Annotated in this window: 13 protein-coding genes; 7 read left to right on the plus strand and 6 right to left on the minus strand. The window is 70.9% G+C overall.

Going from position 1 to position 11933, the window contains the following annotated elements; all coding sequences use genetic code 11:
* The first annotated feature begins 22 nt into the window (after window positions 1-22).
* The gene (locus ABZ810_RS22350) at window positions 23-253 is read left to right on the plus strand and encodes a hypothetical protein (protein ID WP_358405945.1); all 231 of its coding nucleotides are present in this window, start codon (window positions 23-25) and stop codon (window positions 251-253) included.
* Between the two features lie 109 nt (window positions 254-362).
* Here ABZ810_RS22350 and ABZ810_RS22355 read toward each other — a convergent pair whose 3' ends face one another.
* The 3 genes from ABZ810_RS22355 to ABZ810_RS22365 form a co-directional block, all read right to left on the minus strand.
* On the minus strand, window positions 363-1595 hold the full coding sequence (locus ABZ810_RS22355; RefSeq protein WP_358405946.1) for an MFS transporter: 1233 nt from the start codon (window positions 1593-1595) through the stop codon (window positions 363-365).
* Between the two features lie 119 nt (window positions 1596-1714).
* The gene (locus ABZ810_RS22360) at window positions 1715-2533 is read right to left on the minus strand and encodes an ABC transporter permease (protein WP_358405948.1); all 819 of its coding nucleotides are present in this window, start codon (window positions 2531-2533) and stop codon (window positions 1715-1717) included.
* On the minus strand, window positions 2530-3486 hold the full coding sequence (locus ABZ810_RS22365; protein WP_358405949.1) for an ABC transporter ATP-binding protein: 957 nt from the start codon (window positions 3484-3486) through the stop codon (window positions 2530-2532). Before ABZ810_RS22365 ends, ABZ810_RS22360 begins: the two co-directional genes overlap by 4 nt.
* A 97-nt stretch (window positions 3487-3583) precedes the next feature.
* Here ABZ810_RS22365 and ABZ810_RS22370 point away from each other — a divergent pair, with 97 nt between their 5' ends.
* On the plus strand, window positions 3584-4198 hold the full coding sequence (locus ABZ810_RS22370; RefSeq protein WP_358405951.1) for a DUF1707 domain-containing protein: 615 nt from the start codon (window positions 3584-3586) through the stop codon (window positions 4196-4198).
* 116 nt (window positions 4199-4314) lie between these two features.
* Here ABZ810_RS22370 and glpX read toward each other — a convergent pair whose 3' ends face one another.
* On the minus strand, window positions 4315-5346 hold the full coding sequence (gene glpX, locus ABZ810_RS22375) for a class II fructose-bisphosphatase (RefSeq protein ID WP_358405952.1): 1032 nt from the start codon (window positions 5344-5346) through the stop codon (window positions 4315-4317).
* 173 nt (window positions 5347-5519) lie between these two features.
* Here glpX and ABZ810_RS22380 point away from each other — a divergent pair, with 173 nt between their 5' ends.
* From ABZ810_RS22380 to ABZ810_RS22395, 4 genes are all read left to right on the plus strand, one after another.
* Window positions 5520-6185 (plus strand): TetR/AcrR family transcriptional regulator, encoded by a 666-nt coding sequence (locus ABZ810_RS22380; RefSeq protein WP_358405954.1) that lies wholly within the window; start codon window positions 5520-5522, stop codon window positions 6183-6185.
* 20 nt (window positions 6186-6205) lie between these two features.
* Window positions 6206-6892 (plus strand): DUF4245 domain-containing protein, encoded by a 687-nt coding sequence (locus ABZ810_RS22385; RefSeq protein ID WP_358405955.1) that lies wholly within the window; start codon window positions 6206-6208, stop codon window positions 6890-6892.
* 179 nt (window positions 6893-7071) lie between these two features.
* Window positions 7072-8052 carry a M23 family metallopeptidase gene (locus tag ABZ810_RS22390; RefSeq protein ID WP_358405958.1) on the plus strand — a complete coding sequence of 327 codons (981 nt, stop codon included), beginning with the start codon at window positions 7072-7074 and terminating at the stop codon, window positions 8050-8052.
* 24 nt (window positions 8053-8076) lie between these two features.
* The gene (locus tag ABZ810_RS22395) at window positions 8077-9009 is read left to right on the plus strand and encodes a M23 family metallopeptidase (RefSeq protein WP_358405961.1); all 933 of its coding nucleotides are present in this window, start codon (window positions 8077-8079) and stop codon (window positions 9007-9009) included.
* 116 nt (window positions 9010-9125) lie between these two features.
* Here ABZ810_RS22395 and ABZ810_RS22400 read toward each other — a convergent pair whose 3' ends face one another.
* Together ABZ810_RS22400 and xseA are read right to left on the minus strand one after the other, a co-directional pair.
* Entirely contained in the window at window positions 9126-9359 is a 234-nt protein-coding gene (locus ABZ810_RS22400; protein ID WP_358405963.1) for an exodeoxyribonuclease VII small subunit, read from the minus strand.
* Between the two features lie 10 nt (window positions 9360-9369).
* Entirely contained in the window at window positions 9370-10578 is a 1209-nt protein-coding gene (gene xseA, locus ABZ810_RS22405) for an exodeoxyribonuclease VII large subunit (protein WP_358405966.1), read from the minus strand.
* Between the two features lie 165 nt (window positions 10579-10743).
* Between xseA and ABZ810_RS22410 the strand changes: the two genes are divergently transcribed.
* Window positions 10744-11892: a branched-chain amino acid ABC transporter substrate-binding protein gene (locus tag ABZ810_RS22410; RefSeq protein WP_358405968.1), complete on the plus strand. Its 1149-nt coding sequence runs from the start codon at window positions 10744-10746 to the stop codon at window positions 11890-11892.
* Window positions 11893-11933 lie beyond the last annotated feature (41 nt).

Consider the following 11933-nt stretch of genomic DNA (forward strand, 5'->3'; position numbering starts at 1 on the left):
ACCTCAGTGGAGGAGGCGACGGATGAGTCTGGAAGAAGCAGCGAGGCAGTTGAAGATGGCCGTCCACGACGCGCAGGTGTCGTTCGACTGTGTCGGCCTTGGAGATCTTGAGCGGGCTCAGGAGCACGCGGTCACCGCCCGGGTCGCCGCCGAGGCGGCCGAGGCCGCTTTGAGCCGGGCGATACAGGACATGTCACCCGAGCAGGCCCAGAGTGCCGGCGAGCAGGCCGTCGCCGCCCTCGAAGAGGCCTGATCGGTGCGTACCGGATAGTCCACGGCAGGGCGCGGGCCCGGACTCCGGTGTACGCCGGAGGCCGGGCCCGTCCGCGTGACGGGGCCGCACGGCGGGCCCGCGTGACAGGTCAGACGGTGGGGCGCTCCGCGATGGGGGTGTCGGTGCGGGCGCCGGGGACGGGCTCGGGGTCGAAGCCCCTGGCGAGGGCGAAGATGACCAGGACGAGCGCGGTCGGGACGATGAACGCCAGTCGCAGGCCGTGGTCGGAGCTGATCGGCGCGATGGCGCCGACGACCGCGGCGCCGAGGACGAAGCCGACGTAGTTGAAGACGTTCACCCGGGCCACCGCGACGCCCAGGCCGGTGGGGTCGACCCGGCCGGCGGCGGTGTAGGAGATCGGCGCGACGACGCTGAGGCCCAGGCCCGCGACCGCGAACGCCGGGATCGCGAGCCAGGCCGTGGGGGCCGCGACGACGCCGATCATGCCGATGAACCCGACGACCGCGCCGATCCGGACGACCGGGACCGGGCCCGAGCGGCGCACGCCGAAGTCGGCGACGGCCCGGCTGAAGACCATGGCGACCTGGTAGGCGACGTAGCCGAGCGGTGCCACCCAGTCGCTGCCGGAGAGCTCGTCGTCCAGGTACTTGGCGCCGTAGCTGGAGATGGCCGCGTCCGCCAGGTAGAAGATCGCCATCGCGGTGCCGACGATCAGGATCGGGCGCCAGGGCACGTGCCGGCCGGCGGTCTTGAGCTCGGCGGCGCTGGGCCGGCCCGCGGACTCCTCGTGCTTGGCGTAGAGGCGGTGGCCGGTGGCCAGCGAGGCGGCGATGCCGAGCGCCGCGGCGATCCCGAAGCCGGTGAGCAGCGAGAGGTCCAGCTTGTTGGACAGCGCCGCCCAGAGGCCGCCGAGGATGCCGGCCAGGCTCCAGACCGCGTAGAAGCCGGTGATCAGGCTGATGCCGTAGCGGCGTTCGACGGCCACGGCCTGGGCGTTCATCGCGGCGTCGACCGCGCCGACGAAGAGCCCGAAGAGCGCGACCGCCGCGTACAGGGCGAGGTCGTCGTCGCCGGTCAGGCCGATGAACACGATGCTGAGGCAGACCGCGGGCTGGCTGACCCGCAACACCGGGCCGCTGCCGAGCCGGGCGAACAGGAAGCCCGACAACACGCTGCCCACACCGGCGATCAGCGGGACCATCAGCAGCACCAGGGACAACGTCGCGTCGCTGAGGTGGTGGGTCTTCTGGATCTGCGGGACCTGGGTCACCAGTGAGGCGAAGCACAGCCCCTGGATCGCGAACGCGGCGTACGTGGAGGACCGTGCCTCACGGTCCCGCGCGGTGATGCCATCGTCCATGCGGCATCCACCTCTCTGAGCTGCAGCCGAACATGAAAGAGATTCGCGTCAGCGTAGGGATGACCGAGGTCACAGGTCAAACATGAGGCGCCGGCCCGGGACCGCCCATGAGCCGGAGGTCAGGCGATGAGGCGGCGCCGCATCGCTCGTACGGCAATCATCCACATGAGCGCGGCGAACGCCAGCAGGGCCGCGAGGTGGCCGAGATCGGCCAGCGGCTCCAGCCCGAACACCGCGTGCCGCACCAGCTGGACGCAGTGGAACAGCGGGTTGAGCTGCGCCACCACGTGCACCCAGTCCGGCAGCGAGTCGACCGGGAAGAACGTGCCCGCGATCAGGAACAGCGGGGTCACCACGCCCGTGATGACGTAGTCGAACGAGTTGATCGACGGCACGACCGCCGAGGCCCACATCCCGAACAGCGCGAACCCGAGCGCGGTGACGAAGGTGACCAGCGGGACGAGCAGCATGCCCGGCGACGGGTCGAGCCCGAAGGCCATCGCCACCACCATCGGCGAGCACGAGTACAGCGCCGACTTCGAGGCGATCCAGAGCGCCTCGCCCGTCACCAGCTCGTGCGTGTCGACCGGGGCCGCGAGCATCGCGTCGTAGGTGTGCTGGAAGACCCGCCGGATGTAGCCGTTGAACATCCCCGGGAAGACGGAGGTGAAGAGCGCCGCCGTGCCCACCATGCCGGTGCCGACGAAGTCGAGGTACCGGTAGTCGCCGACCACCGCCACCAGCGACCCGAAGCCGTAGCCGAACGCCAGCATCATGAACGTCGGCTCGAACATCGACGCGAACGAGGCCGACCGCCAGTAGCGCCTGAACAGCGCGATCTCGTGCCGCCACACGCCCTTGACCGGGGCGATCTCGAACCGCCGCAGCCGCGGCGCCGCGGCCGGCGGCGGCACCGTGGCCCGGACGTCGGCCGTCATTCGACTCGTTCTCCCGTCAGCACCACGAACACGTCCTCCAGGTTGGACGCCCGCCGCACGCCGTCCGGGCCGAGCTCGGCGGCCAGCGACGGCGGCATCGTCTCGGCCTTCAGCACCGACACCGACGGGCCGGTGCGGCGCGTGGGCAGCCCCGCCTCGCGGGCGAGCCGCTCCACGATCTCCAGGCGGCCGGGCGGGCCGTAGTGCTCGACGACACGCTCGCCCGCGTGCTCGGCGATCAGCTCGGCGGGCCCGCCGCGCGCCACGACCCTGCCGTGCGACATGAGGGCGCAGTCGTCGGCCAGCCGCTCGGCCTCCTCGATGTAGTGCGTGGACATCAGGACGGTGGTGCCGCGTGCCCGCAGCCCGTCGATCAGCCCCCACAACTCGGCCCGCACCTGGGGATCGAGGCCCACGGTCGGCTCGTCCAGCAACACCAGGGCGGGCCGGTGCACCAGACCGCGCGCGATCAGCAGCCGGCGCCGCATGCCGCCGGACAGGTCGCCGGTCTTGGTGCGCTGCCGGTCGGTCAGGTGCGCCAGCTCCAGCGCGTCGTCCACCGCGCCCTTCCGGTCGGGCTTCGGCACGCGGTAGAGGTGGGCGAACACCTCGAGGTTCTCGCGCGCGGTGAGCTCCTCGTCCAGGTTGTCCTGCTGGGGCACCACGCCCATGGCCGCCCTGGCCTGCTTGGACGCGCGGGGGACCGGGAAGCCGAGCACCTCGATCACGCCGTCGTCCGGGATGGCCTGCGCGGTCAGCAGCTTCATCGTGGTCGACTTGCCCGCGCCGTTGGGACCGAGCAGCCCCAGGCAGATGCCGCTGGGGACCTCCAGGTCGAGCCCGTCGACGGCGGTGAGGCCGCCGAAGCGCTTGACGACCCCGCGGAGGCTGATCGCCGCCGCCGGGGCGGTCGCGGGCCGGAGTGACACGGCTTCGGTACGTTGCACCGCCATGCCCGTCACCTAAGCATGATTCAGGACAAATCCCCATAGATTTTCCGGGCGTTCTCCACTCGCCGATCATGGGTCTGGGTCCTTTACAGTTCATGGTGTGGACATCCCGAGCCGACGCCCCCCGGGCGAGCAGGCCACCCGTGTGCGGGATCTGCGCGCCTCCGACGCCGACCGGGAGCGCGTGGCCGGCGTGCTCGGCGAGGCGCTGGCGGACGGCCGGCTCACCATGGACGAGCACGCCGAACGCACCGAGGCCGCCTACGCCGCGCGGACGCTGGGCGAGCTCACCGGTCTCACGACCGACCTGAGCCCCGAAGAGGCCCAGCCGATCCTGGTCGACGACCGTCCCATCTCGATCCTGTTCGGCCGGACGCGCCGCGAGGGCCGCTGGGTGGTCCCCGTCCGGCTCCCGCTGGTCGCGCTGTTCGGCACGGTCGACCTCGACCTGCGCGAGGCGGTGCTCCAGCGCCGCCACGTGGTGCTCGACTCGATGGTGCTCGGCGGCCGCATCCGCATCCTCGTCCCCGAGGGCGTCCGGGTGAACGTGACGGGACGGAGCTTCGTCAGCACCCGCGACCTGCGCACCCGTCCCGCGAACGAGGGGCCGACGGTCGAGATCAGCGGCACCCTGATCTTCGGCTCGGTGCGTGCGCGGGCGCCCAGGCAGACGTTGCGCCAGCGCGTGCGCGGCCGGCTGGGCCGCGACCGCTGAACCGTGACCGCTCGACCGCGACCGCCGCGACCGCCGCGACGTGAAGGGTTCCGGACGCACGACGGCCGCGTGACCACCTGGTGATCACGCGGCCGCCGTGTTTCCGTCGTGGCGGGTCAGACGGCGGTGTCGAAGTTGATCGCGCTGTAGGCGCGCAGCTTGCTCAGCTGGTGCTCGCTGGCGACGGTACGGATCGTGCCGCTGCGCGACCGCATCACCAGCGAGTGGGTGAACGCGGTGCCCTTCTTGTAGCGCACGCCGTCGACCAGCTCGCCGTCGGTGATGCCGGTCGCGGCGAAGAAGACGTCGTCGGAGGTGACCAGGTCGTCGGTGGTCAGCACGCGGCCGAGGTCGTGCCCGGCGTCGAGCGCCTTCTGGCGTTCGGCGTCGTCCTGGGGCCACAACCGGCCCTGGATCACGCCGCCCAGGGCCTTGATCGCGCAGGCCGCGATGATGCCCTCGGGCGTACCGCCGATGCCCAGCAGCAGGTCGGTGCCGGTGCCCTCGCGGGCGGCCATGATCGCGCCGGCCACGTCGCCATCGGTGATCAGCTTGACCCGGGCGCCCGCCTCGCGGATCTCCTTGACCATGCCCTCGTGCCGGGGGCGGTCCAGGATGACGACGGTCACGTCCTCCGGCGCCGAGCCCTTGGCCTTGGCGATGGCCCGGATGTTGTCCCTGATCGGCCGTTCGATGTCCACCACGTCGGCGGCCTCGGCGCCGGTGACCAGCTTCTCCATGTAGAACACCGCGGACGGGTCGAACATCGAGCCGCGCGGGGCCACCGACAACACCGCGATCGCGTTGTTCATGCCCAGGGCGGTCAGCCGGGTGCCGTCGATCGGGTCGACCGCGACGTCGCACTCCGCGCCGCCGCCGTCGCCGACCTCCTCACCGTTGTAGAGCATCGGGGCGTTGTCCTTCTCGCCCTCCCCGATGACCACCACGCCCTGCATGGACACCGTGTTGATCAGCTGGCGCATGGCGTTGACCGCGGCGCCGTCCGCGCCGTTCTTTTCACCGCGCCCGACCCAGCGGGCGGCGGCCAGCGCGGCCGCCTCGGTCACCCTGACCAGTTCCATCGCCAGGTTGCGGTCCGGCGCCGCGGGCTCGGTGGCGAGCGGAGAGACGGTCGATTCGTCGGACATGCGAGGCAGCCCCTTCGGTCGGCAGATGACTCGGATTCTCCGTGTGACCTGGCCCGAGAAACAAATTGGACCAGACCAGGTGCCCCCGTGCCGGTCGTCCGAACCGGTGATTTCCCGATTACGGAGGGGAAGGGATCGTTCCACCTGGGCGGGAGGGCGTAATCTCTCGGGTCATGAGCAGCGAGATCGATGTCCCGTCCGCCGAGCCCGCCGCGGACGCCGGCGTGCCCGCCCGGACCACCTCCGACCGGGGGGCGGCCACGCGCAACGCGCTGCTGGCGGCGGCACGGGACGTGTTCTGTGAGGCGGGCTTCGCACAGGCCGCCGTCACCGACATCGTCGCCAAGGCCGGTGCCAGCGTGGGCAGCCTCTACCACCACTTCAACGGCAAGGCCGACCTCTACCTGACGCTGTTCGAGGAGTTCCAGGTCCGCCAGCAGGAACGCACCCGCGACGCGATCAACGCCGTCCGGGAGCAGGGCGAGACCGACGCGATGCGCCAGTTCATCGCGGGCGCCGGCGCGTACCTCAACGGCTGCCTGGAGGACCGCGGCGTGGCCCGGCTCTTCATCTCCGGCGACGGCCCGCCCGGTTTCGACCGCGTCATGCGGCAGCGCCTCAACAAGTGGGCCCGCCGCAACGCCGCGCTCTTCCACACCGCCGACGGCGGCGTGGACGAGGCGCTCGTGGTCGTCTTGACCGGGGCGATGGCCGGCGCGGTGTCCGAGGTCTCGCTCAGCGACGACGAGGAGGCGTCCCGCCGGATGGCGGCCGACATCATGGCCATCGTCGGCACGATCCGCAACCCGCGCACCGACCCCGGTGCGGAGCACCGCTGACCGTGGTGGATCCTGAGAAGGTGACGGACCAGACCTCCACCACCCCATCCTCGGGCTCCGCCCAGGCCGGATCAGCGGCCCCCTCCGACGCCCCCGCCGCGGGCGGGCGTCCCACGGTGGAGGTCGCGCCCGGCGTCTACAAGCGCCTCACCACGGGTCTGGGCGGCTTCGCCGTCGCGATGGCGGCCTGCCTGCTGCTCGTCGGCGTGATCTACCTGATCACGCCGCGCAGCGACGAGGAGGTCCTGCCGACCACCGACTACAGCAGCCAGCTGTGGGCGATGACCAGCGACGCCCCCTACACCGTGTGGGCGCCCCAGGGGCTGCCCGCCGGGTGGCGCGCGACCAGCTCCCGGGTCCACGGCCTGGACGGCAAGGGGCCGGTGGCCTGGCACCTGGGCTTCGTGACCCCGAGCAGGCAGTACGCCGCTCTGGAGCAGAGCAACGAGAAGGCCTCCGACTACGTTCCGCGAATGACCAACAACCGCAAGGCGGAAGGTTCCCTGCAGGTCGATGGTGTGACGTGGACGAAGTATCACCGCAAGGACAAGAAGGCCAATTCACTGGCCCGCACCCTGCCCGGCGGCGTCTCGATCGTCGTCGTGGGCACGGCGGGCTACGAGGAGCTCGCCGTCCTCGCCGCCGCGCTGGAGCCGCAGCGGAAGCAGGGCGGGAAGCTGCCGGCGAGCCCGACGCCCGCGTCCTGACTGGTCAGGGCGAATGTCCAAGCCATGCCGTATTTGTCCAACTACTTTGATTTGAACGAGTTTTGTGGCGAACTTGCTGGTTCGCTTCACATTCGTCCCGTGCGTTTGTCATGATCGCTTGCGCATCAGCATGATCACCAAGCTGGTGCACCGAGGGTCAAAACGAAGGACAAATGCACGTGACACATATTCTGAGCAGCTGGAAGGGCCGTGCCGTCGCCGCCACAGGCGGCGTGCTCGTGGCCTCCGGCCTGGTCGTGGGTGGCCTCGTCGCCACCTCGGGCGGTGCCGAGACTCCCAAACAGGCGGCCCCCGTCGCGGCGGGCGCCGCGGCGGCGGCGATGCCGGCGTTCCGACTTCCGTTCCCCTGCGGGCAGAAATGGCGCGGTGACACCGTGGCCAGCAGCGCCCACACCAAGTACGAGATCGACTTCAACCAGGGTCCGGACCTGTCCAACGTGGACGAGGGCAAGACCGTGGTCGCGTCCGCCGCGGGCACCGTGATCCGGTCCACCAAGCACGTCAACCAGAGCGGGTACGGCAACCACGTCGTCATCCAGCACTCGGGCGGCTACCAGTCCTGGTACGCGCACCTGAAGTCCCGCTCGGTCAAGGTGGGGCAGAAGGTCTCCTCCGGCACCAAGATCGGCGCGCTCGGCCGCACCACCAAGCCGAGCCGCGCGGGCATGACCGCCCACCTGCACTACGAGGTCCGCAAGAACGGCCAGTACCCGCCGGTCGCGGCGTACTTCTCCGGCAAGCGGTTCCCGTACCCCGCCCCGCGCCCCGGCGTCACCCTGACCGCCTGCAAGGGCGGCACCACGCCGCCGCCGCCGGCCGCCAACCCGGTCGCCAAGATCTGCGGCAAGGGCTTCAAGCAGATCGACAAGCACGCGCTCGGCAAGGCCGCGACGGTGTACCTGGGCTACAGCAGTGCGAGCAAGGGCACCAACTGCGTCATCACGGTGAAGAAGGCCGGGGCGAAGGTCAAGATGTCGGCCACCTTGCAGGGCAAGGGTGGCAAGGCCAAGAGCGACGCGGGCAACTTCACGACCTATGCCGGTCCGGTGAAGACCGCCAACCTCGGCAACAAGTGCGTGCGCTGGGGCGGCTCCATCGGCAGCACCAAATGGCTGAGCGGCTACGGCCACTGCGGCTGACGGATCGGACGAGAGGTACGAGAGATGAAGATCACGCGTAAGCCCGCCGTCCTCATCGGCGGCACCGTCGCCGCGGCCGGCCTGGTCGCCACGGGCGTCGGGTTCGCCGCGAGCACCGGCGGCTCGGAGTCGCCGGCCAAGCCGGCCACGCAGGTCGCCGCCTCCGCCGCCGCGATGCCGCGGCTGCAGATGCCGTTCCCCTGCGGCCAGACCTGGAGGGGCAGCTCCGGCAGCGGCGCCCACACCAAGTACGAGATCGACTTCAACTGGGGTTCGTCCGGCGAGGCCGACAACGGCAAGACCGTCGTGTCCTCGGCGGCCGGCAAGGTCGTCCGGTCGTTCTACAGCACCACGAGCGGCTACGGGAACGTCATCTACGTGCAGCACTCGGGCGGTTACACGACCGTCTACGCGCACCTGAAGGTCCGTTCGGTCAAGGCCGGCCAGACGGTCAAGAAGGGCCAGAAGATCGGCACGGTCGGCCGGTCCAGCGCCAAGTACAACATCATCTCCCACCTGCACTACGAGGTGCGGCGCAGCCCGGACGCCTACCCGCCCATCGCGGTGTACTTCGAGGGCAAGCGTTTCCCCTACCCCGGCGGCTCCCTGAAGTCGTGCGGCGGTGGCGGCACCCCGACCAGCCCGGTCGCCAAGATCTGCGGCAAGGGCTTCAAGCAGATCGACAAGCACGCGCTGGGCAAGGCCGCGACGGTGTACCTGGGCTACAGCAGTGCGAGCAAGGGCACCAACTGTGTGATCACGGTGAAGAAGGCCGGGGCGAAGGTCAAGATGTCGGCCACCTTGCAGGGCAAGGGTGGCAAGGCCAAGAGCGACGCGGGCAACTTCACGACCTATGCCGGTCCGGTGAAGACCGCCAACCTCGGCAACAAGTGCGTGCGCTGGGGCGGCTCCATCGGCAGCACCAAGTGGCTGAGCGGCTACGGCCACTGCGGCTGACCGCGAGCTCGCGGGTGATTCGCCCGCACGTGGAACGGGCCTGATCCTCAACGGCGAGGAGCAGGCCCGCTTTCACGTTCAGGGGCACCTCCAGGCCGCGCGGGGTGCCGCGCGGCTCAGAACGGGGTGCCGTCGGAGGCGGCCTCCTCGCCCTCGGCGGGCTTGGCCATGGCGGCGGCCAGCCGGGCACGGGCGCCCTCCAGCCATTCCTCGCAGACGCCGGCCAGCTTCTCGCCGCGCTCCCACAACGCGAGGGACTCTTCGAGGGTGAGGCCGCCGGCCTCGAGGCGGCGGACGACGTCGGCTAGCTCGTCGCGCGCCTGTTCGTAGGTGAGTTTCTCTTCGGCCACGTCGTTCACTCTAGGGCTCTCCGGTGACGGTGACCGTCAGCTGGCCTTCGGAGAGGCGGATGTGCAGGGGCTCGTCCGGTTTGACCTCGGCGGCGTCGCGGACGACCGAGTCGTCGGCGCGCTGAACGATGGCGTACCCCCGCTTGAGGGTCGCGGCGGGGGAGAGGGCCAGCAGCCGCGCCCTGGTGTGGGACAGCTGGTCTTCGGCCCGGTCGAGGGCCGATCCGAGGCAGCGGCGGGCCCGGTCGCGCAGCGCGGCCGTCTGCTCGGCCTGACGCTCGATCTCGCGGACCGGGTCGGCCAGGGCCGGGCGGGAGCGGATCGCGGTCAGCCAGGCCGTCTCGCGGTCGAGGTTGCCGGACAGGCAGCGGCGGCCGCGGTCGCGGAGCTGGCGGACGAGCTGGAGCTGCTCGCGCACGTCGGGCACGGCGCGCTTGGCGGCGTCGGTGGGCGTCGAGGCGCGGACGTCGGCCACCAGGTCGAGCAGCGGGCTGTCCTGCTCGTGGCCGATCGCGCTGATCACCGGGGTGCGGGCCGAGCTCACCGCCCGGACCAGGGCCTCGTCGGAGAACGGCAGCAGGTCCTCCATGGAGCCGCCGCCGCGGGTGATGATGATGACCTCGATGTCGGGGTCGGCGTCGAGCTTGCGGAGGGCCTCCATGACCTCGCCCACGGCGTAGTGCCCCTGGACGGCGGTGTTCTCGACCTGGAACGCGACGGCCGGCCAGCGGCGGCGGGCGTTCTGGAGCACGTCGTGCTCGGCGTCGGAGTCGCGGCCGCAGATCAGCCCGATCTTGGACGGCAGGAACGGGATCGGCTTCTTGCGTTCGGGCCGGAAGAGGCCCTCGGAGTTGAGCACCTGCTTGAGCCGCTCCAGCCGGGCCAGCAGCTCGCCGACGCCGACCGGCTTGACCTCGATGGCGCTGAGCGAGAACGTGCCGCGGTTGATCCAGAAGTCGGGCTTGGCGTGCACCACGACGCGGGCGCCGTCGGTGATGGCCGGTCCGGCGGCCTCGAACACCGGGCGCGGGCCGACCACCCGGACGGACATGTTGGCGACCGGGTCGCGGAGGGTCAGGTAGACCGTGCCGCCGCGCGCGTTCAGGTCGGTGATCTGACCCTCCACCCAGATGCGGCCGAGCTTGCCGATCCAGCCGCCCACCGCCTGAAGGACGGTGCGCACGGGCACGGGTGAATCCGCCGAGGTCTCCATCGCCATGCCCAGCAGCCTACGGCCGGATACGGCCGCGTCGTTGACTCCGCGCGGACGGCGACGTGCAATCGATCAAGGCACGCCGGACACGACGACGACTTCGGACCATCGGGGCTGACGGGTGACCACGCGCGGCCACGGCCGCTCGAAGAGGAAATGGACGCTCCCACCATGACCCTCGCGCGTGCGGGTACCGCCGTGCTGCTCATCGTGAGCTGCACGGCCGCTTGCGGGCAAGGACTGCTCGGCGGAGACGGCGACGACGACAAGGGCGACATCCTGATCGGGATGGACATCCCGCTGACCGGGGACAGCGCGGAGATCGGCCCGTACATGAAGAACGGCGCGCAGCTCGCGATCGACGAGATCAACGCCAGGGGCGGGGTACTCGGCGGCCGGAAGCTGAAGCTGCGCACCGAGGACGACGCGTGCGACCCCAAGCTGGCGGTCGCGGCGGCCAGCAAGCTGGTGTCGGCGGGCATCACGATGTCGGTGGGCGGCTACTGCTCCACCGCCACGCTGCCGACGCTGCCCGTCTTCGACAAGGCGAAGATCCCCCTCATCACGATCGCCAACTCGGCGCAGATCTACCAGCAGGGCCTCAAGCACGTCTTCCTCATCAACGGGACGGGCGACCAGCAGGCCGCCGCCGGGCTGACGTGGCTCGCCAAGGACGGCGCCAGAAGGGTCGCCGTGATGCACGACAACACGTCCTACTCGCGCGACATCGCCGAACGCGCGGTGGCCGAGCTGGACGAGCCCGGGGGGCCGGACAAGGCCACGCTGGAGGTCGTGACGCCGAAGGAGACCGACTTCGCGGCGGCGGTGACGAGCGTGCTGCGCACCAGGCCCGACTACGTCTTCTGGACGGGCTACTACGCCGAGGGCGGGCTGCTGATCCGGCAGTTCCGGGCGGCCGGCTACAAGGGCAGGTTCCTGGTCGGCGACGGGTCGGTGGCGACCGGGCTGGTGAAGATCGCGGGCGGGGCGAACGCCGAGGGCGTGTACGCCACCATGTGCCCGACGCCGGGCACCATCCCGGGCGCGTCGGGCTGGATCGCCAGGTACCGGAAGAGCTTCGGCGCCGAGCCCGGCCCCTACTCCACGCAGGCGTACGACGGGATCCGGCTGGCCGCCGAGGCGCTCGGGAAGGCGGGCTCGACCGACGGCGGCGCGCTCGTCGCGGCGCTGGAGCGGATCAACGGGTTCCCGATGTTCTCGGGACCGCTCCGGTTCACGCCGCAGCACACCATCTCCGGCGGCTTCGAGATCCAGGTCGTGCGCGGAGGGAGGTTCGTGCTCCAGGACCGGCTGCGCTGACCGCGACCCACGACGAACGACGACCACGCCGACATTGACGG

Source organism: Spirillospora sp. NPDC047279, from assembly GCF_040643285.1.
Lineage (GTDB): Bacteria > Actinomycetota > Actinomycetes > Streptosporangiales > Streptosporangiaceae > Spirillospora.